The organism is Rhodocaloribacter sp., from assembly GCF_056451265.1.
Window position 1 is genome coordinate 128,736 of sequence record NZ_JBWOPL010000053.1, and the last position, 20,967, is coordinate 149,702.

At 66.0% G+C, this 20,967-nt stretch carries 17 protein-coding genes; 12 read left to right on the plus strand and 5 right to left on the minus strand.

Annotated elements, in window-relative coordinates; all coding sequences use genetic code 11:
- Positions 1-134: 134 nt before the first annotated feature.
- From hemA to hemL, 9 genes are read left to right on the plus strand one after another with little or no spacing between them, the layout of a single operon-like run.
- Positions 135-1,415, plus strand: a complete 1,281-nt coding sequence (gene hemA / locus AC1HIY_RS09880) for a glutamyl-tRNA reductase (protein ID WP_479576563.1) — start codon at positions 135-137, stop codon at positions 1,413-1,415.
- Complete coding sequence (hemC, locus tag AC1HIY_RS09885; RefSeq protein ID WP_479576564.1) at positions 1,412-2,326, plus strand: hydroxymethylbilane synthase; 915 nt, start codon at positions 1,412-1,414, stop codon at positions 2,324-2,326. The genes hemA and hemC overlap by 4 nt, the downstream gene beginning before the upstream one ends.
- Positions 2,319-3,092, plus strand: coding sequence for a uroporphyrinogen-III synthase (locus AC1HIY_RS09890; RefSeq protein WP_479576565.1), 774 nt, complete (start codon positions 2,319-2,321; stop codon positions 3,090-3,092). Before hemC ends, AC1HIY_RS09890 begins: the two co-directional genes overlap by 8 nt.
- 49 nt (positions 3,093-3,141) lie before the next feature.
- Positions 3,142-4,209, plus strand: a complete 1,068-nt coding sequence (gene hemB / locus AC1HIY_RS09895) for a porphobilinogen synthase (RefSeq protein WP_479576601.1) — start codon at positions 3,142-3,144, stop codon at positions 4,207-4,209.
- Positions 4,210-4,221: 12 nt separating this feature from the next.
- Positions 4,222-4,956, plus strand: a complete 735-nt coding sequence (locus AC1HIY_RS09900) for a chlorite dismutase family protein (protein ID WP_479576566.1) — start codon at positions 4,222-4,224, stop codon at positions 4,954-4,956.
- Positions 4,957-4,968: 12 nt separating this feature from the next.
- Positions 4,969-6,039: a uroporphyrinogen decarboxylase gene (gene hemE, locus AC1HIY_RS09905; protein ID WP_479576567.1), complete on the plus strand. Its 1,071-nt coding sequence runs from the start codon at positions 4,969-4,971 to the stop codon at positions 6,037-6,039.
- A 2-nt stretch (positions 6,040-6,041) separates the two neighbouring features.
- A complete protein-coding gene (hemH, locus tag AC1HIY_RS09910; RefSeq protein ID WP_479576568.1) occupies positions 6,042-7,037 on the plus strand; it encodes a ferrochelatase in 996 nt (331 codons plus the stop codon).
- Between the two features lie 45 nt (positions 7,038-7,082).
- Positions 7,083-8,525, plus strand: coding sequence for a protoporphyrinogen oxidase (gene hemG, locus AC1HIY_RS09915; RefSeq protein WP_479576569.1), 1,443 nt, complete (start codon positions 7,083-7,085; stop codon positions 8,523-8,525).
- A 5-nt stretch (positions 8,526-8,530) separates the two neighbouring features.
- Positions 8,531-9,832 carry a glutamate-1-semialdehyde 2,1-aminomutase gene (hemL, locus tag AC1HIY_RS09920; RefSeq protein ID WP_479576570.1) on the plus strand — a complete coding sequence of 434 codons (1,302 nt, stop codon included), beginning with the start codon at positions 8,531-8,533 and terminating at the stop codon, positions 9,830-9,832.
- Positions 9,833-9,841: 9 nt separating this feature from the next.
- Here hemL and AC1HIY_RS09925 read toward each other — a convergent pair whose 3' ends face one another.
- Both AC1HIY_RS09925 and AC1HIY_RS09930 read right to left on the minus strand, forming a co-directional pair.
- Positions 9,842-10,165, minus strand: coding sequence for a DUF3467 domain-containing protein (locus AC1HIY_RS09925; RefSeq protein WP_479576571.1), 324 nt, complete (start codon positions 10,163-10,165; stop codon positions 9,842-9,844).
- A 36-nt stretch (positions 10,166-10,201) separates the two neighbouring features.
- On the minus strand, positions 10,202-11,611 hold the full coding sequence (locus tag AC1HIY_RS09930; protein WP_479576572.1) for a cystathionine beta-synthase: 1,410 nt from the start codon (positions 11,609-11,611) through the stop codon (positions 10,202-10,204).
- 248 nt (positions 11,612-11,859) lie between these two features.
- Here AC1HIY_RS09930 and AC1HIY_RS09935 point away from each other — a divergent pair, with 248 nt between their 5' ends.
- A complete protein-coding gene (locus tag AC1HIY_RS09935; protein ID WP_479576573.1) occupies positions 11,860-13,323 on the plus strand; it encodes a hybrid sensor histidine kinase/response regulator in 1,464 nt (487 codons plus the stop codon).
- Between the two features lie 251 nt (positions 13,324-13,574).
- On the plus strand, positions 13,575-16,085 hold the full coding sequence (gene lon, locus AC1HIY_RS09940) for an endopeptidase La (protein ID WP_479576574.1): 2,511 nt from the start codon (positions 13,575-13,577) through the stop codon (positions 16,083-16,085).
- 84 nt (positions 16,086-16,169) lie between these two features.
- Here lon and AC1HIY_RS09945 read toward each other — a convergent pair whose 3' ends face one another.
- A complete protein-coding gene (locus tag AC1HIY_RS09945) occupies positions 16,170-16,454 on the minus strand; it encodes a hypothetical protein (protein WP_479576575.1) in 285 nt (94 codons plus the stop codon).
- Complete coding sequence (locus tag AC1HIY_RS09950; protein ID WP_479576576.1) at positions 16,438-16,752, minus strand: hypothetical protein; 315 nt, start codon at positions 16,750-16,752, stop codon at positions 16,438-16,440. The genes AC1HIY_RS09945 and AC1HIY_RS09950 overlap by 17 nt, the downstream gene beginning before the upstream one ends.
- Positions 16,753-16,904: 152 nt before the next feature.
- On the opposite strand from AC1HIY_RS09950, the gene rsgA reads away from it, so the two are divergent.
- Positions 16,905-17,891, plus strand: a complete 987-nt coding sequence (rsgA, locus tag AC1HIY_RS09955; protein ID WP_479576577.1) for a ribosome small subunit-dependent GTPase A — start codon at positions 16,905-16,907, stop codon at positions 17,889-17,891.
- Between the two features lie 87 nt (positions 17,892-17,978).
- Here the strand turns inward: rsgA and topA are convergent, their stop codons facing one another.
- Positions 17,979-20,558, minus strand: a complete 2,580-nt coding sequence (gene topA, locus AC1HIY_RS09960; protein ID WP_479576578.1) for a type I DNA topoisomerase — start codon at positions 20,556-20,558, stop codon at positions 17,979-17,981.
- Between the last annotated feature and the right edge of the window lie 409 nt (positions 20,559-20,967).

The window sequence follows — 20,967 nt, forward strand, 5'->3', positions numbered from 1 at the left end:
TAATAAAAACTCCTTGAGCTGCGTTCTTTTCGACCGATACGTTGCCCGTGTCCCGGTCGTCTTTTTCGACAAAGAAGAACGAACGTGTCCCCGCACGCCAGAGTAGTATCCTGCATCTTTCCTCCCCACTTCGCATGATCACACCGAACCGGCTGATCTGTCTGGGTCTCAGCCATCACACGGCCCCGGTCGACGTGCGAGAGCGGCTCAGCTTCGGCCCGACGGGCCTCACAGCGATCCTCGACGAGCATGCGCGGGATACGGAGGCCGGAGAACTCGTCATCCTCTCCACGTGCAACCGCTTCGAGATCTACGCGGCAATCCCTGAAGGGGCCGATCCCGAGGCACTCAAGACCCGCATAGCCGAACGTCGCGGAGTGGCCTGGGAGGCGCTCGAGCCTCATCTGTACCGGTGGGAGGACCATGAGGTGGTGCGCCATCTCTGCCGCGTCGCAGCCGGGCTCGACTCCATCGTGCTCGGCGAGCCGCAGATCCTGGGACAGGTCAGTGAAGCGCTGAACCGCTCCCTGGCGCATCACCGGGCCGGACCGTATCTGAAGGCGCTCTTTCAGACGGCCCTCCGCGCCGGCAAACGCGCCCGCGCCGAGACGGGCATCAGCCGCAGACCCCTGAGCATCAGTTCGATGGCCGTTCGCCTCGCCCGGCGACACCTGGGCGATCTGGCCGGTCTCCGCATCGCCGTCGTGGGCACGGGCGAAATGGGGCGGCTGATCGTGAAAACCCTCCGGCCGAACGAACGCGCGCGCCTGACGCTCGTCAACCGCCGCGTGGAGACGGCGCATGCCTTCGCCGGGACCGTGGGCGCGGAAGTGCTCCCCCTCGACCGCCTCCACGAGGCGCTTGCCGCCGCCGACGTCGTCTTCTGCGCCACCGGCGCTCCCGATCCGATCATCGACGCCGAAGTCGTTCGTGCCGCCGGCCGCGCGGACCGTCCCCTGACGCTCGTGGACATCGGCGTGCCCCGCAACGTCGAGCCCGGCGTGGCCGCGCTCCCGAACGTCCACCTGTACGACATCGACCGGCTTCGCGGAGAGGTGGAACGCTCGCTGACCGAGCGGCGTCGCGCGATCCCGGCGGTCGAGCGCATCATCGAGGAGGAACTCGAACGGTTCGCGAAGTGGAGACGCGAGCATACGGTGCAGCCGGTCATCGTCGACCTTCGTCGCAAGGCGGAAGAGATCCGGCAACGGGAGCTTCAACGGGCGCTCGAAGCCTTGCCCGACGCTGACGACAGGGTCCGGGAGCAGCTTCAGTTTCTGTCTCAGACCCTCGTAAAAAAGCTCCTTCACCATCCCACGATGAACCTTCGGGAGGAGGCCCTTCGCGGCGAACCTCAACCCTACGCGCACGTCGTGCGCCGGCTCTTCGGCCTGACGACCCCCGACGCCTCATGACGACCTCCCTCACGGCAGGCACGCGCCGCTCAAAGCTTGCGATCCGGCAGACGACCCTCATCCTCGACGCGCTCACGGCATCGTGGCCGGACCTCGCGTGCGAAGCCCACACTTTCTCGACGCGCGGCGACGAGATGACCGACGTTCCGCTTCCCGAGATCGGCGGCAAAGGGCTTTTCACCGCGGAACTCGAACAGGCACTCCGGGAGGGCGTCATCGACCTGGCCGTGCACTCGCTCAAGGATCTTCCGACGGAGAATGCCCCCGGCCTTACGCTCGGCGCGATCCCGAAGCGCGCCGACCCCGGCGACGTGCTCGTCTCGGCGCACGGTTATACCCTGGCCACGCTGCCTCCGGGCGCGACGGTCGGCACGAGCAGCCGAAGACGCGCCGCACAGCTTCTGCGCGCCCGCCCGGACCTCGAAGTCCGCTCCATCCGGGGCAACATTGACACGCGCATCGCCAAAGTGCTCCGGGGCGAGTATGCCGCCGCGGTGATGGCCGCCGCAGGTCTGGTTCGCCTCGGCCTCACCGACCCGATCAGCGAGCGGCTCTCGCTCGAGGTGATGCTCCCCGCGCCGGGTCAGGGCGCACTCGCCGTGCAGTGCCGCGACGGCGACGCGCGCACGCTCGAACGCCTCGCCGTCCTCGACGACGCCGCCACACGACGCGCCACGACGGCCGAACGGACCTTCCTTCAGGCGCTCGGCGGCGGGTGCGCCACCCCGGTGGGCGCCTTCGCCGAAACCGAGAACAACGGCTTGATCCGTATGATCGCGCTCGTCTCTTCCCCCGACGGCCGATCCGCAATCCGCGTACAGGGAGTGGACACCGACCCGCACGCCCTCGGGGAACGCCTCGCCGAGGAGGCCCGGCGCGAAGGAGCCCTGGAGGTGCTCGCCGATGGATGAGCCGCTCCGTGAAAAACGCATCGTCGTGACGCGCGCGCGCGCACAGGCCCGCCCGTTCGCCGACCGCCTCGAAGCCGAAGGCGCGACGCCCGTGTGCTTTCCCACCCTCCGGTTCGCTCCGATGCCCGACGCCGCGCCGCTCGACGCCGCTCTTGCGCGACTCGATGCGTACGACCTTCTCCTCTTCACGAGCGCAAACGGGGTGCGGTTCTTCATCGAAAGGGTCGAGGCCCTCGGCGCGCACGTGCCGGAGCATCTCGACATCGCCGCCGTGGGACCGGCCACGGCGCAGGCCCTCAGGCGGCGCGGCCTCCGGGCGAGCTTCGTGCCCGACGTCTTCACGGCCGAGCGTCTGGCGGAAGGCCTCGGCGACGTTTCGGGGCGAGCCGTCCTTCTCCCACAGGCTGAGATCGCCCGAACGACGCTCGCGCACACCCTGACCGCCGCGGGCGCGCGGGTGGACGCCGTGGCCGTCTATCGCACGCTCCCGGCCCAACCCACGCCCTCGGAACGGGCCGCCCTCGACGCAGGGGTGGACGTCGTCACCTTTGCGAGCCCGTCGAGCGCACGGGCCTTCGTCGCGCTCCTCGGCGATCGCGCCCGCACCCTCTCCGGGCAGGCCCTCGTGGCGTGCATCGGTCCGGTGACGGCCGCAGCGGCGGACGAACTCGGCCTCGACCCCGACCTCGTGCCCGACACACACACCACCGAGGGCCTCATCGCCGCACTGATCGAACACTTTGCCCACGCCGGCTCCGTTTCATGAATCGGACGCACTGTCCCCCTCTTTCGCGCGAATGAAAGCTGACCCTGCCATGCACCCGGCCCAGGAATCCTCGACGAGGGCGGGCGCCCCTCCTTTTCCGGCGGCGCGCCCGCGACGGCTCCGGCAATCGGCCTCGCTCCGACGGATGACCCGCGAGACCGTATGGACCGTGGACGACCTCATATACCCGCTCTTCGTCACTCACGGCGCGGGCGTCTCGCACCCCATCCCGTCGATGCCCGGCATCTCCCGGCACTCGGTGGACCGGGCCGTGGACGAGGCCGAACGGGCGGCAGCGCTCGGCATTCCCGCCGTGCTCCTCTTTGGCATCCCCGCCGCGAAGGACCCCGTCGGCATGGAGAATTTCGCCGGAGACGGAATCGTACAACAGGCCACGCGCGCGATCAAGGCCCGCCTCCCGGAGTTGACCGTCATCACCGACGTGTGCCTGTGTGAATACACGGATCACGGGCACTGCGGCCTCCTCAACGAGCCCGACGGCAACGGTCTCCCCGAGCCGCACCTGCCGGAAGGCTTCATCCTCAACGACGAGACGCTCGACGTGCTCGGCCGCGTAGCCGTGTCGCATGCCGAAGCGGGCGCCGACGTCGTCGCGCCGAGCGGGATGATGGACGGCATGGTCTCGAGCATCCGCGCCGCGCTCGATGCCGAAGGCTTCACCCATACGCCGATCCTGTCGTACAGCGTGAAATACGCGTCGTCGTTCTATGGCCCCTTCCGTGATGCGGCGGACGGCGCGCCGAAGTCGGGCGACCGGAAGTCGCATCAGATGGATCCCGGCAATGCGCGTGAGGCGCTCCGGGAAGCGGCGCTCGACGCAGCCGAGGGCGCGGATTTCCTCATGGTCAAGCCTGCCCTCGCCTATCTCGACGTCATCCGAAGGCTCCGCGACGCTTTCCCCGAACTTCCCCTCGCCGCGTACAACGTGAGCGGGGAATATGCGATGGTCAAAGCCGCCGCCGCGCAGGGTTGGCTTGACGAGCGGCGCGTGGTCGAAGAGGTCCTCACCTCGATCAAACGCGCCGGAGCGGACCTCATCATCACCTACCACGCCCTCGAGGCGGCGCGGTGGCTTCAAGCTTCTTCCTCATCCTGAACCGAGAACACCATGGCCCTCGATGTGACCCTCACGAAGCCCGGACTCGACATCCGAGAAAAAGGGCGTTCCGTCACCGGCGAACCCATTGCGCTCGACCGGCGACTTTTCATGCAGCTCCTCGCCTTCGGCGACGCGCGCGACCTCGACCCGCTCGTGCAGACGCTCGAAACGGCGGGAATCGCGGGTGTGCTGTACGTGGACATGAACGATCCGTACGGCGTCGCGCTTCTCACCTTCGACGAGCGCCCGGACCATTTCATCGAAACGGTCCGCCCGGTTTTGCACACGGAGGCCTTCCGCGCGCTGACGCCGAAGCCCGAGTACACGATGACGGGCCGGACGTACGCCATCGGATATGAACCCGACCTCGAAGAGGTGCTCATCGAGCGCCCCCGGCGGTACGTGACGAACCCCGAATGGCCATGGGCGATCTGGTATCCCGTGCGACGGGCCGGACGCTTCGAGACGCTGCCGGCGGAAGAACAACGGAAGATGCTCATGGAGCACGGCGGCATCGGTCACGCCTTCGGACGCGCCGACTACGCTCACGACATTCGCCTCGCGTGCCACGGCCTCGGGAAGGCGGACAATGATTTCATCGTCGGGCTTGTGGGCAAGGAGCTCCACCCGCTCTCGACGCTCATTCAGCGCATGCGAAAAACGCGACAGACGTCCGAGTTCCTCGAGAGCCTCGGTCCATTTTTCACCGGCAAAGCCGTCTGGCATGCCCATCCTTCCGAGTGACCCTTTACCCACATGATCCCATCCGCCCCGCCCCGCCCTCCGCGTTTCCTCCGCGCCTGCCGCCGCGAGCCCGTCGATGCCACACCGATATGGCTGATGCGGCAGGCCGGGCGCTACATGCCCGAATACCGCGCGCTCCGGCAAAACTATTCGATGCTCGACGCCATCCGCACGCCCGAGCTTGCCGCCGAGATCACCCTTCAGCCCATCGAGGCTTTCGACCTCGACGCGGCGATCATCTTCTCCGACATCCTCCCGCCGCTCATCGGCATGGGGCTCCCCCTCGAATTCGTGAAGGGCGTCGGGCCCCGGATCGAGCGGCCGCTCCGGACCACGCGCGACATCGATCTGCTGGCGACGCCGCCCGCGGAGACCATCATGCCGGGCACGCTCGAAGCCATCCGGCTCGTGAAGGCGACCCTCGAGCCGCGCGGCATCCCGCTCATCGGCTTCGCGGGCGCGCCCTTCACCCTGGCCAGCTATGCCATCGAAGGCGGCGGCTCGAAGACGTACGCCCGGGCGAAAACCCTCATGTACACGGAACCGGCTGCCTGGAAACGGCTCATGACCAGGCTCGTCACGGTCATCGGGGATTTCCTCGCCCGACAGGCCGAAGCCGGCGCCGACGTCCTCCAGGTTTTCGACTCATGGGCCGGCGCCCTCGGACGCGGCGACTATGAGCGGTACGTCCGGCCCTTCAACCGGATGCTCTTCGATCGCCTCCGGCGTGTGGGCAAGCCGGTGATCCATTTCAGCACGGGCACGAGCGCCTACCTCGACGCCGTGGCCGCATCCGGCGGCGACGTCATCGGGGTGGACTGGCGGCTCCCGCTCGACGAGGCCCGGGAGAAGATCGGCCCCGACCGCGCCGTCATGGGCAACCTCGACCCCGTCGTGCTCCTCGGCCCGTGGCGCGAACTCAAGGCCCACACCGACGACGTCCTCGACCGCGCCGCCGGGCGTCCGGGCCACGTCTTCAACCTCGGTCACGGCATCCTCCCCGAGACCCCCGTCGAGAACGTCCGCCGCCTCGTCGATTACGTACACGAGCGCACTTCGGTGCAATCCCTCTCGGAAGTCTGACCATGAACTCATCTCCCTCGGAAAAGACCCGTGCGCCCATCGGGGTGCTCATCATGGCCTACGGCGGGCCGAGCGCCCTCGAAGAGCTTCCCGGCTACCTCGCCGACATCCGCGCCGGGCGGCCGACCACGCCCGAGGTCCTCGAAGAGATCACCGATCATTACCGGCTGATCGGCGGACGCTCTCCGCTGCCCGAGATCACGCGGCGGCAGGCGGACGCCGTCATGGCGGAATTGAACCCGCCCGGCGAGCCGCCGCGCTACAGGGGCTACGTCGGCATGCGCCACTGGTCGCCGTGGATCGAGGAGACGGTGGGGCAGATGATCGAGGACGGCATCACGCGCGCCGTGAGCCTGGTCCTGGCGCCGCATTTCAGCCGCATGAGCATCGAGAAGTACCACGCAAAGATCTCAGAAGGACTGGCGATGTATCGCGGCGCCATCGACTTTGCCCACGTCGAGAGCTATCACGACGCGCCCGGGCTCATCGAACCTCTGGCCGAACGGGTGCGGGCGGGCATGCGCCGGTGGCCCGACGACGAGCGCGACGCCGTCCACGTGCTCTTCAGCGCGCACAGCTTGCCCGTGCGCATCCTGAAGACGGGCGACCCCTACGACGCACAACTTCGCGAGACGGCCCGCCTCGTGGCCGAACGCGCGGGGCTCGCCGAGGGACAATGGTCGTGGTGCTATCAGTCCGCCGGGCGGAGTCCGGAGCCCTGGCTCGGCCCTCCGATGGACGAGCACCTCGCCGCCCTGGCCGACGCCGGAGTGCGAAACGTGGTGAGCGTGCCGGTGGGCTTCGTGAGCGATCACGTGGAGATCCTCTTCGACATCGACATCGAAGCGCAGGCGTTGGCGCGGACGCTCGGCCTTCGCCTCGAACGCCCCCCGGCGCTCAACGACGACCCGGTCTTCATCCGGCAGCTCGCGGCCCTCATCCGGGACCAGGCCGCCGGGGCCGGCTGGCTTCCCCGCACGGCGCCCGCATCGCTCTGACCCGTGCTCCCCTCCCCACCCACCCGGAAGTCTCTTTTTATCGACATGAGTACCCGCGCGCGCGCTCCCGAGTCTCCCCCGAGCATCGTCGTCATCGGCGGCGGCATCACCGGGCTGACGGCGGCTTACCGGCTGCAGTCGCTGGCCCGAGAGCATGCGTTCCCGCTCGCCGTCCGTCTTCTCGAAAGCTCCGACCGTCTGGGCGGAAAGATCCGCACCGCCCACGTCGATGCGTTCACCGTCGAGGAGGGACCGGACATCTTTCTGGCCCGGAAGCCCGCGGGGGTGAACCTCTGCCGTGAGATCGGGCTGGAAGGGCGTCTTCGCCCGACGAACCCCGACCATCGCGGGAGCCTCATCCTCCGCGACGGCGAACTCTTCCCGTTGCCCGAGGGCCTGAGCGCCATGATCCCGACGCGCCTCAAGCCGTTCCTCCGGAGTCCCCTCCTCTCGCCGTGGGGCAAGATCCGTATGGGCGCGGACTGGCTCCTCCCCGCCCGTTCCGGCGAAGCGGACGAGTCCGTCGCATCGTTCTTCTCCCGTCGTCTCGGGCGCGAGTTGTATGAAAAGATCGTCGATCCGTTGCTCGGGGGCATCTATGGCGGGAGCGGCGACGTGCTCAGCCTGCAAGCCACCTTCCCCCACCTTCGCGCCCTCGAACGCGAGCACGGCAGCCTGCTCCGGGGACTTCTCGCCCGCCGGGGAGCGGCCCGCCAGAGCGGCGGCGCCTTCGTCACGCTCGAAGGCGGCATGGAGGAACTCACGGCCACGCTCGAACGAACGCTCACCGGTGTGCGCGTGACCACCGGCGCGCCCGTCCGAAGCCTTTCGCGCCGCGCCTCCGGCTTCTCCGTCGTCACGGACCACGACCGGTACGAAGCCGACGCCGTGCTCCTCACCACGCCCGCGTACGTCTCCGGCGCGCTCGTCGCCCCGTTCGACGATGCGCTGGCCCGGGATCTCGGCTCCATCCGGTACGGTTCCACGGTCACGCTCTCGCTCGCCTACCGCCTCCGCGACGTGCCGCGACCGCTCGACGCTTACGGCTACATCATCCCGCGTTCCGAGGGGCGTCCCGTGCTCGCCTGCACGTGGTCCTCCACGAAAATTCCGGGACGCGCGCCCGAGGGCATGGCGCTCCTCCGCGTCTTCCTCGGACGCTCCGACGACTACGAGACCGCCGGTCGCCCCGACCACGCGCTGCTCGCCCTCGCCCGGGAGGAACTCCGCGCCACGCTCGGCATCACCGTCGAGCCGCTCTTCCACCACCTCCGTCGATGGGAGCGCGCGATGCCCCTGTACACCCTCGGTCACCCCGAACGCCTCGTCCGCATCGCCGGACGGCTCTCCGCGCATCCCGGGCTTTTCCTCGCCGGAGCCGCCTTCCACGGCGTCGGCATCCCCGACTGTATCCGCGACGGGGAGACGAAAGCGGGGGACGCTTTCGCCTTCGTCCGCGCGCGCTCCGCTTCCACGCACACCTCCTGACCCACATGCTCATGCTCGAAATCCCCCGTTCCGAAGCGTTGTTTCGCGAGGCCCTCGAACGGCTCCCCGGCGGCGTCGACTCCCCGGCGCGCGCCTTCAAAGCCGTGGGCGGGCAGCCGCTCTTCATCGAACGCGGAGCGGGCGCTTATCTGTTCGACGTCGATGGGCACCGGTACATCGACTATGTGCTCTCCTTCGGCCCGCTCATCCTCGGACACGCGCCGGGGGTCGTCGTCGACGCCATCATCGACACGGCCCGGCGCGGCACGAGCTTCGGCGCGCCGAGCCCGCTCGAAGTCGAACTCGCCCGCCTCGTGACGGAAGCCGTCCCCTCGATGGAGATGGTGCGCTTCGTCAACTCCGGCACCGAGGCCACGATGAGTGCGCTCCGGCTTGCCCGCGCCTTCACCGGAAGGGACAAAATCGTCAAGTTCAGCGGAAACTATCACGGGCACGCGGACATGCTTCTGGTGCAGGCCGGCTCCGGCGTCGCCACCCTCGGCCTCCCCGACTCGCCCGGCGTGCCGCAGGCCGCCGTCGCCGACACCCTCACGGCGCCGTACAACGACCTCGACGCCGTGGCGAAGCTCTTCGAACGTCATCCCCGAGACATTGCCGCCGTCATCGTCGAGCCCGTGGCGGGCAACATGGGCGTGGTGCCTCCGGCTGCCGGTTATCTCGAAGGCCTTCGCAAGCTAACCGGGCTCCACGGCGCGCTCCTGATCTTTGACGAAGTGATGACCGGCTTCCGGGTGCATCCCGGAGGCGCGCAGGCGCTCTTCGGCGTCACGCCGGACCTGACGACGCTCGGCAAAGTGATCGGGGGCGGGTTGCCCGTAGGCGCCTACGGCGGGCGTCGTGAGATCATGGCGCGCGTGGCCCCGGCCGGGCCGGTGTATCAGGCGGGGACGCTTTCGGGCAACCCGCTCGCCATGGCGGCGGGCATCGCCACGCTCCGGGCGCTCCGGGAGCCGGGCCTCTGGCGCGCGCTCGAAGCCCGCACCGCCGCCCTCGTCGAAGGCCTCGGCAACGCCGCTCGCGCCGCCGGCATCCCCATCCGGCAGGCCTGTGTCGGCTCCATGTTCGGCCAGTTCTTCACCGACCGGCCCGTGTACGACTGGGACAGCGTTGCGAAGACCGACACGAAGCGGTTCACCCGCTTCTTTCGCGTGATGCTCGAAAACGGCGTCTATCTGCCGCCGTCGCCCTTCGAAGCCTGCTTTCTCTCCACCGCGCACGGAGACGACGAGATAGCCGCGACCCTCGCAGCGGCGGAACGCGCCTTCGCGGCGCTCGCCCGAGCCTGAAACGCTCGCTCAGGCTTCACCGCTGGGCCCGCCGAAGTGGATCTGCGGAATGGGCGCGCTGAACTCGCTGATCTCGCCGTGCGAACGCTCGTACCGCTCGATGTTCTCGGCAAGCGCGTGGAGGAGCCGCTTCGCGTGATGCGGCGTGATGATGATCCGGCTCTTCACTCGCGCCTTCGGCACCCCCGGCATGATCCGGATGAAGTCGAGGATGAACTCCTCCGACGAATGCGCGATCATCACCAGGTTGGCATAGACACCCTCGGCCACCTCCTCGCTCAGTTCGATGTTGAGGGATTGTGCGGGGTTCGGAGTCTCCTTCTTTTCATCCATAGTCGTTCTCTCTTGATAGACGAGGCGGTCGACGCTTCACGCGCCCGGTCCGTTGCCGTTCCTTCCGGAGGCGAGGACGCTGATAAGATCGCTTTTGGTCAGGATTTCGTAGGCCTCACGCGCCCCGGGATGGACGAGCACCGCGCCCGCGCCTTCTTCGAGGTACGACGTGAGCAAGGTCAGCGGCGCCGAGGGCGAGACGATCGGGAACGGGGCGTCCATGATCGAGCGGACCGGCTCCTCGCGCGCCGCCGGATCCTCGATGAGCCGATGGAGAATGCCCGACTCCGTGACGCTGCCCAGCACCTCGTCGCCCTCCATGACCGGGAGCTGTGAGATGCCGTGTTCATTCATGCGCCGGATCGTCACGGCGAGCGTATCCTCCGGCGAGACCGAAATCATCGAAGCCGCATTCCGGCGCGTGCCCAGGATTTCCTGCGCGGTGAAGTCCGGCGTCGATTCGAGGAAACCGTGGTTGCGCATCCACGTGTCGTTGTACGTCTTCGACAGATACCGGAAGCCGGAATCCGGAAGCACGACGACCACGACGTCCTCCGGCGTCAGTTCCTCCCGGTGATCGTGGAGCCACTGGAGCATCCCTGCCACGGCCATCCCGCACGACTGTCCAACGAAAAGTCCTTCCTCTCGCGCGAGCCGCCGCGTCATCTGCATCGACTCTTTGTCGGAGACGCGCACGTAGTCGTCGATGAGATCGAAATCCATGTTCCCGGCGATAATATCCTCGCCGACGCCCTCCGTCAGATACGGGTAGACCTCCTTTTCGTCGAAGACGCGCTCGTGGAAGTATTTATAATACACGGAGCCGAAGGGATCGATGCCGACGACCCGAACGTCGGGTTTGCGCTCCTTGAGGTATCGGGCCGTGCCGGAGATCGTGCCGCCGGTGCCCGCGCCTGCGAAGTAGTGCGTGATCCGACCTTCGGTCTGCTCCCAGAGTTCGGGCCCGGTGGTTCGGTAATGGGCTTCGGCGTTGGCGGGGTTGTCGTACTGGTTGAGGTAGACCGCGTTCGGGATCTCCTCGGCCAGCCGCCGCGCCACGGAATAGTAGGAGCGCGGATCTTCGGGCGCGACGTTCGTCGGACACACGATGACTTCCGCGCCGAAGGCCCTGAGCACGTCCACCTTTTCCTGACTCTGCTTGTCCGTGGTGGTAAAGATGCACTTATACCCCCTGGCGATGGCCGCGAGCGCCAGACCCGCGCCGGTGTTGCCGCTCGTCCCTTCGATGATCGTGCCCCCCGGCTTCAGCCGTCCTTCCCGTTCGGCGGCCTCGATCATGCTCTGCCCGATGCGATCCTTCACCGAACCGCCGGGGTTGAAAAACTCGACCTTCGCCAGCACCGTGCACGGCAGATCCGCCGCCAACCGGTTGATTTTCACCAACGGCGTGTTCCCGACCGTTCCGAGGATGTTCTCGTGCCACATGACCGTCTCTTGTTTTTTTCTATATTACCGCCCGAATTACGCCCGCGGGTTCGAGAGGAAGAAACGAAAGAATAGGTTCGCGTGCCCGGCGTTCCCCGATCTTTCGGAAGCGTGAACCTAACGCCTGCTCCCGTCATTTGATCATCGCGCGCCCCTTTTTCATCCCGGCTCCACGATGGACCGGTGTTGCCCTCCCGGATGCCGCCGCCGACGGAACACTGATACCCCCAGCCCAGCCCCGACGATCCATGTCAGACCCGCTCGAATCATTGACGCCGGTAGAGTCCGAGGTGTTCGTCGCCACCTTCTCGCCCGAAGGCATGGTCCATTTCCGGAACGAGGCGTGGGTATCCGTCTTCGGCGAAACGGAACATCCCTGGGCGCACTGCAGCGCCGAAGACCAGACCCTGGCCATCGATTCCGTCCGCGAGGCCGGTCGCGGCTCGCTCGTGACGCGCCGGCTTTTCATGGTCCATCTCCCGGATCGAGACGAGCCGTTGCCGGTGCTGCTCCACTTCCTGCCGGTCCATCTCGCAGCCTCCGGGGAGAGGCCGGAGATGCGCGCCGTCACGGTGGTGGGCGAAGCGCTGGCCGAGCCGAGCACGTGGACCGCGAGCCAGACACAGCGCCATCGGATGGAGACGCTCGGCAGGATGACCATGGGGATTGCGCACGATTTCAACAATCTGCTCAGCAGCGTCCTGGGCCACATCGAACTGCTCAAGTCGGCGCCCCCCGGCGAGGTTCCTCCGGCCCTGCTGACCGAACACCTGAACCCCATCGAGCAGGCGGCCCTCGACGGCGCCGCGCTCGTCGGAAAGATCCAGCAGTACATCCGTCAGGAGAAAGAGACCGTCTTCGAGCCGCTCGACCTTCCGACGCTGATCCGGGACGCGACGGTCCTCACGAAACCGTACTGGTACAACGACCCCCGGCGGCGCGGCATCGCCATCGACCTCGAACTCGACCTCGCGCCCGTGCCGCCGATCATGGGCGCCGCCGCCGAGCTCCGGGACGTGCTCGTCAACCTCATCCTCAACGCGGTGCACGCCATGCCGCGCGGCGGGAGCATCCGCTTCGAGACCCGCGACGAGGGCGTGCGCGGCGTCGTGCTCCGCATCACCGACACCGGCACCGGGATGACGGAGAACGTCCGTGCCCGCATTTTCGAACCGCTCTTCACGACGAAGGGGAAACGGGGCACCGGTATGGGGCTTGCGGTCTCCTACGGCATCATTCAGGAGCACGAGGCAAGCATCGAGGTCGCTTCCGAGCCCGGCGTCGGCTCCACGTTCACGCTGACGTTCCCGCCCGCCGAGACGGCCGAGGCGGCGCCCGCGCCCGAAGCCGAGACGCCGTCGGCACGCCGCGCCCGCATCCTCGTAGTGGACGACGAGCGAGGCGTGCGCACCGTCCTGTGCAAGATGCTGACCCTCCGGGGGCACACCGCCGTCGAAGCCGCTTCCGGCGCCGAGGCCCTCGCCCTCGTCGAGCGCGAGACGTTCGACCTCGTCTTCACCGACCAGGGCATGCCCGAGATGAGCGGGCGGCAACTGGCGGGCGCCCTCCGCCGACGCTTCCCCGAACTCCCCATCGTGCTCATCACCGGAGACACCGAGGCCGGCGCTCCGGACGACCAGGTGAACCTCGTCCTCGGCAAACCCTTCAAGCTCCAACACCTCGACGACGCCGTCCGCCAATTGCTCGACTGAACCGGGTCCGAAGGCCACGCCCGGGCAACGGATTCGACAGGCGATAACGGCAACGACCTCCCCGGGGCGTCCCCTCTCCCCGGGTAAAAAATGCGGAAGCCGACACATTGTCATGCCCTACCCTTTGGCCTGGTTTTTGAGAAAATGGTGAACAAAAATGAACGGGATGCGGTACTGTCCCCGCCCCCACCGGCCGCGTCCCCCCAGGTTTTTCAGAGTGATCTGAGCCATAGCGTAAAGTGAATAGCATTATGAGAGAAAATACCTTTTGGTTGATAGATAACGATCCGGAGCAGAGCATTCCGCTCCCGACGGCGGATGAAGAGAAGGAGATGAGCACGTCCGAGGTGCCGGAGATCCTGCCGATTCTTGCCCTCCGCAATACCGTCCTCTTCCCGGGCGTCGTCCTGCCGATCACCATCGGACGGGATACCTCGCTCAAGCTCGTCAAGGATGCCTTCAGCGGCGACCGCCTGATCGGGGTCGTGGCGCAGTTGAGCAGCGACCAGGAAAACCCCGGCCCCGAAGATCTGTATTCGGTCGGGACCGTGGCGACCATCCTCAAACTCATCAAGATGCCCGACGGCTCCAAGTCCATCGTGATCCAGGGCAAACGGCGTTTCCACGTGGACGAGTACGTGCAAACCGAGCCGTACTTCAAGGCGCGCGTGACGCCAATCAAAGAAGAGGTCGACGCCGACCAGATCGAACTCAAGGCGCGCATCCGGTCGATCAAGGAACTGGCCATTCAGATCGTCAACCTCTCGCCGAATCTGCCCAGCGAGGCGGCCTACGCGATCCAGAACATCGACTCCCCGACGTTTTTGATCCACTTCATCGCCTCGAACCTTCAGGTGGACGTGGATGAGAAACAGCAGTTGCTCGAGACGATCCCCATCCTGGAGCGCGCCGACCTCGTGATGGATCATCTGACGCGCGAGATCCAGGTGCTTCAGATCTCGGAGGAGATCCGGTCCCGCGTCAAGTCCGACGTGGATCAGCAGCAACGAGAGTACCTGCTTCGCCAGCAGTTGAAGGCGATCCAGGAAGAGTTGGGCGAGAGCGACGGCATGTCCTCGGAAGTGGCCGAATTGCGGAAGCGCGCCGAGGAAAAGAACCTCCCCGATTACGTGCGGGAGGTGCTCAACAAAGAGCTCGACAAGCTGGCGCGTTCGAACCCGGCCTCGCCGGACTACGCCGTCACCCGCAATTACGTGGACTGGATCCTCGACCTCCCCTGGCTCGAGTATTCCGAGGATCACCTCGACATCAAGCGGGCGCAGGAGATCCTCGACGAGGATCACTACGGGCTCGAGCAGGTGAAGAAGCGCATCCTCGAGTATCTGGCTGTGCTCAAGCTCAAGGGGGACATGAAAGCCCCGATCCTGTGCTTCTACGGACCGCCCGGCGTCGGGAAGACGAGCCTCGGCAAGAGCATCGCGCGGGCGCTCGGGCGATCGTTCGTCCGCATGAGCCTCGGCGGCGTGCGCGACGAGGCCGAGATCCGGGGCCACCGACGGACGTACGTCGGCGCGCTGCCGGGACGCATCATCCAGGGCATCAAAAAGGCCGGGACGAGCAATCCCGTGATGATGCTCGACGAGATCGACAAGCTCGGATCCGACTTCCGCGGAGATCCGTCGAGCGCGCTCCTCGAAGTGCTCGACCCTGAACAGAACTCCGCTTTCAACGACCACTACCTCGAACTCGACTATGACCTGTCGAAGGTGCTCTTCATCGCCACGGCGAACTACATCGACATGATCCCGGCGCCCCTGCGCGACCGCATGGAGATCATCGAGATCACTGGCTATACCGAGGAGGAGAAGCTCGCCATTGCGAAGCAGTACCTGCTGCCGCGACAGATCGAGCGAAACGGCCTGAAGCCGGAGCAATTCCACCTCACCGACGGCGCCCTACGGCTCATCATCTCGGGATACACCCGAGAGTCGGGCGTGCGGCAACTCGAACGCACCATCGGGGCGGTGGCGCGCGGCGTAGCCAAGAAGATCGCCATGGGCGAGATCACCGAAGCGACCGTGGACAAACGCGACGTGAAGGAATACCTCGGACCGAGGAAATTCTTCTCCGAGGTGGCCCAGCGCACGGAGGTGCCCGGTGTGGCGACCGGCCTGGCCTGGACGCCCGTCGGCGGCGACATCCTCTTCATCGAGGCCTCCGTCTCCCGTGGCTCCGGACGCATGACGCTCACCGGTCAACTCGGCGACGTGATGAAAGAGTCGGCACAGACCGCGCTCTCGTACGTGAAAGCGCACGCCGAGGACTTCGGCATCCCGTACGATGCGTTCCTCCACTGGGACGTCCACATCCACGTGCCCGCCGGCGCCGTCCCGAAAGACGGCCCCTCGGCCGGCGTGGCGATGCTCTCGGCCCTCGTGTCGATCTATACGCAGCGCCGCGTCAAGCACAACGTGGCCATGACCGGCGAGGTGACGCTTCGCGGCATGGTGCTTCCCGTGGGCGGGATCAAGGAGAAAGTGCTCGCCGCCAAACGCGCGGGCATCAAACGCGTGGTCCTTCCCGACAAGAACCGGAAAGACATTTCCGAGATCAAAAAGTCGGCGCTCCGCGGCCTGCGTATCTCGTACGTGAAGCGGATGGAAGAGGTGCTCGAGATCGTGCTCGAGGACGAGCCCGTCACAGATCCGAAGGCGTTCTTCGAGGCGCCCGAGAAGGAGAAGGAATCCTCCGAGACCGGCGTCAACGGCGCCCCGATGCTCGACCAGCCGATGACGAATTAATGCGACACCGATCGCTCAAGGAAAAGGGACCGGCGCATGGCGCGCACGGTCCCTTTTTTTATGCATGAAAAGATACCCATGTGATCATGCATCGTCTCCCGAAGGCGGAACGATGCGACGCGGCTCCTCGGATTCCTCCAGAATCTTCGCGTCTTCGATGTTCGGGTCGAGGCCCTCCCGGAAGGCATTCTCGACTTCCACGACGAGGTCCACGGTGCGTTCGAGGACGAACTCGATGGACTGACCGAGCAACCGCGCCATCGCCCCGCCGAGGAAAACTGCTTTGCCGAGCGGATTGAGGCGTTCGAATTCGACGATGCGTTTTTCGGAGTCGGGCATCGAGTCGTCCGGGTCAGGAGGCGTCGTCATGCGAAGGGGGGTTGGGAGCAGCCTTCTTCGTGGTTCGTTTGCGCGGGGTCTTCCGGGTGCTCGACGCAGGTTTCGGGGCTTCCGGTTCGACGGATTCGCCATCACCGCCCTGATTTTCACCGGCAGCGAAGAGGTCTTCGAGCACGCGTGCGAGCGTGCGTCCCGCCTCCTCCAACCCGCGCCCGAGGGTGGCCGCCGCCGCTTCGACGAGGAAGGCGGCGCGCTCCTCGACGCCGAGTTGCTCGAACGCCGCCCGGGCCTTCTCGTAGGCTTCGCCTGTCTGCTCTTTTTCGCTCATGGGAATTCCGTCGGATCTGTGCGCGTGTGGGCGCTTTGAATGAACGTCCTGGTGACGTAGAATGTAGACGAGCGCAGGATAGCCAGGTTTCACCCGAAGCCCCCGGCTTCCGCGCGCCTTCTCCCCGAACCGATCCCCCGCATCCGATCTTCGTGAACCGCTCCGCCCCCCATACGCTCCCCGCCGCATCGTCCGGACCCGCACACCGCGAGGGCATCGTGATCCGGTCCACCGGAAGCTGGTATGACGTGCAAACGGAGGAAGGCGTGATCCCCTCGAAGATTCGGGGGAAGTTTCGCCTGCAAGCCTCCGAGACGACCAACCCCGTCGTCGTCGGGGACCGGGTGACGATCCGGATGAACGAGGATGGGACCGGGCTCATCACGGAGATCCACCCGCGCAAGAACGAACTCAGCCGCCGGGCCGCCGGGCGGCGCGTGGGCAAGGTGCACGTCATCGCCGCCAACATCGACGCGGCATGGGTCATTCAGTCGATCCGCATGCCGAAGATCAACCCCGGCTTCATCGATCGTTTCCTTGTCGTTGCGGAAATGAACGAGATCCCGGCGGGCATCGTCTTCAACAAACTCGACCTGATGCGGGAAGCCGACCGCGACGCGGTGTTTTTCATGCGGGATCTTTACCGCTCGCTGGGCTATCCGGTCCTTCTCACGAGCGCGCTCACGGGCGAAGGCCTCACGGAATTCGCCGAAGCGCTCAAAGACAAGACGAGCGTCGTCATGGGACCTTCGGGCGCGGGAAAGTCCTCGCTCCTCAACGCCATCGAGCCGGGACTGAACCTCCGGATCGGAGCCGTGAGCGCGAAGCACCGAAAAGGACGCCACACCACCACCGTCGTCTCGCTCTATCCGCTCTCCATCGGCGGCTTCGTCGCCGACACGCCGGGGCTCCGGGAGTTCGGCATCACGAACCTCGACCCTTCGGACCTCGGGCACTACTTCGTCGAGTTTCGCCCGTATCTCACGCACTGCCATTTCCCCAACTGCACCCACGACCACGAACCGGGATGCGCCGTGAAGGAAGCCGTGGAACGAGAGGAGATCACCATCGAGCGGTACGAGAGCTATCTCAACATTCTCCACTCGATTCGCCTCGGAGAAAAGGACGTCGGGCGATAGCCCCGGCTCTCCCGTAGGCGCACTCCATCGAGGTCCACCGGTCCCTCCCTGCCGGCCCGCCAAACGTTTCGCCCGCCGGTGCGGGGGTTACGAGCGTTTTTTTCGCCGGCCTTTCCGGCTGCCTTTTGCGGCGGCGCGCGCTTCGAGCAGTTCGACGGCCTCCGAGATCGTCAGCGTATCCGGGTTGCCGTCTTTGGGAAGCGAAGCGTTGAGACGTTTGTGCTTCACGTACGGGCCGTATTTCCCCGCCCACACTTCGATCTCCTCTCCGGTCTCGGGGTGCTTGCCGAGCACGCGGAGCGGCTGCTTCTTTGCTTTTTTCTCTTCGAGCAACTCGAGCGCGCGCGGGAGGTCGACCGTGAGTACGTCGTCCTTCTCGGTGAGCGAGGCGAACGTCCGCTCGTGCTGCACGTACGGGCCGTACTTCCCGATATTGGCGAGGATGGGCTTGCCGGTCTCGGGATGGACGCCGAGGGTGCGGGGCAGCTTCAGAAGGTTTACGGCTGCTTCGAGCGTAACCTCTTCCGGGCGCATCCCTTTCGGGAGGGACATCCGTTTCGGCTTGCCCTCCTTCTCATCGTCGCCGAGTTGAATATAGTGTCCGTACGGACCTTCCTTGAGCAGGACCGGCAGCCCAAGCTCGGGATGGATGCCGAGCACGTGGTTGCCCTTGTCGCCGGCCTTCCGGGTCAGTTCTTCCAGGATCTCTTCCGTCACATCACCGGGCACGAGGTCTTCCGGCAACGAAGCCACGATGCGCTCGCCGTCGCGATGGGCCTCTACGTACGGGCCGTATTTCCCGACGCGCACCACGTAGTCGCCCCACTTCGGGAAATGGATGGTTGAGACGGCGCGGGCGTCGACGACGTCGAGGGCTTTTTCGACGAGGGTCTCCAGCCCCTCTTCGCCCGAATAGAACGCTCGGAGGTACCTCTTGGGCTCCGTCTTCCCCGCCGCGATGTCATCGAGGATTTGCTCCATCTTCGCCGTGAAGCTGACGTCGACGAGCTTCTTGAATTGGGCTTCGAGGAGGTTGTTCGTGGCGAAGGCGGTAAACGTGGGGATGAGTTGATGACCTTTTTTCCGCACGTACCCGCGCTCCATGATCGTGTCGATGATCGTGGCATAGGTGCTCGGTCGCCCGATGCCTTCTTTTTCGAGCGTCTTGATGAGCGTCGCTTCGGTATAGCGCGCCGGCGGCTTCGTCTCGCGCCCGAGCGGTTCCACCTTACGGCAGGTGGGGGCATCCCCCTCGTGGAGTTCCGGAAGCGGCTGCTCTCGGTCTTCGAGGGCCGCCTCGGGATCGTCCGTACCTTCCACGTAGGCACGGAAGAATCCCGGGAAAAGGATCGTTTTGCCCGAAGCGCGGAAGCGCGCGGTATCCTCCCCCTCCCCGGCTTCGATGGTCGCCGTGACGAGACGGAGCCGGGCGTCGGCCATCTGGGTGGCCACGGTGCGCTTCCAGATCAGATCGTAGAGCGCGCCTTCCTGACCCTGGAGTCCGAGTTCTTCCCGCGTCTTCATTTCCTTGCCTGCCGGGCGGATCGCCTCGTGGGCCTCCTGCGCGTTGCGCACGGCGCCGCTGAATTGCCGGGGCGAGGGGCTGAGGTACTCCTTCCCATACCGTTCGGTGACGGCGCGGCGGCTGGCTTCAACGGCCTCCTGCGACAGGTTCGTCGAGTCCGTACGCATATACGTGATGAAGCCCTGTTCGTAGAGCTTCTGGGCCACGCGCATCGTCTGCCGCGCCGAGATCCCAAGCTTGCGGCTGGCCTCCTGCTGGAGCGTCGAGGTGATGAACGGCGCGTACGGCGACCGCGACACGTCGCGCATGTCTACCTTCGTCACGCGCCAGGGCGCGCCGGGGAGCCGCTCCGCCAGCGCCCGGGCTTGCTCCTCTTCCAGAAGGAGGACGTTCTTGCCCGAGACGAGCCCTTCCTTGAGCGTCCCCGTCTGGTCGTCGAAGTCGCGTCCGGTGGCGATGCGGAGGCCCCGAACGTGCGTCAGCTGTGCCTCGAAGGGCGCGCCGTCTCTGGCGAGATAGGCCTTGAGCGTCCAGTACGAACCCGGCATGAAGGCAATCCGCTCCTTTTCGCGGAGCACGAGCAGCCGCACGGCCACGCTCTGCACCCGCCCCGCCGACAGGCGCGGCGCGATTTTTTTCCAGAGCAGGGGCGAGAGTTTATAGCCGAAGAGCCGATCGAGCACCCGGCGCGTCTCCTGGGCCTCGATGAGATGTTCGTCCATGTCGCGCGTCTGCTCCAACGCTCCCAGGATGGCCTCGCGGGTGATCTCATGAAACACCATGCGGCGCACCGGAATGCGGGGTTTGAGCACCTGAAGCAAATGCCATCCGATGGATTCGCCTTCCCGGTCCTCATCCGTCGCAATGAACAGTTCGTCGGCCTCCTTGAGCGCCGCTTTCAGCTTCTGCACCACCTTTTTCTTGCTCGCCGGGACGACGTAGACCGGCTCGAAGTCATGCTCGACGTCCACGCCCAGCCGGGCCCAGGGCTTCTTCTTGATGCGTTCCGGCACTTCCGCCGCCGAGGCGGGCAGGTCGCGGACGTGCCCCATGCTCGCCTCCACCTGATACCCCTCTTGGGGCAGAAAACGGGAAATGGTTTTTGCTTTGGTCGGAGATTCAACGACGACTAATCGCTTCATACGTGTCAACAGATTGGTGACCGCTCGATTTCGGCGGTTTGGAAAAGAAAGAAGGCTCCGTGAGCAGGGGTTCTCGCGCTCGCCTCGGCGATCTGCGGCGCTATCGATGCGCCCCGGAAAAGCTATTCACGGGCGGTGACAAGGGCCTGTCCGCCCCCCGGCGCCCGAAGCATGGATCGGGCGCAATCTCACGCTCTTACCGGGAGAACGTTCCGAATGCATGACCGGCATCGATCCCCGCTCCTCCCCTTGTCCCCTCCCTTCTCCCGGCTTCTCCGTAATTCTTTCGGCCTTTCTCCGACGAATCCATGCTACCCGATTTTCCCCGCCGAAGCCCCTCGCCATTCGGGCTCCGTCGTCCTTCGACCACCGCCTCCGCGCCTCTGTACGACCGCCTCTGCTGCCGTGG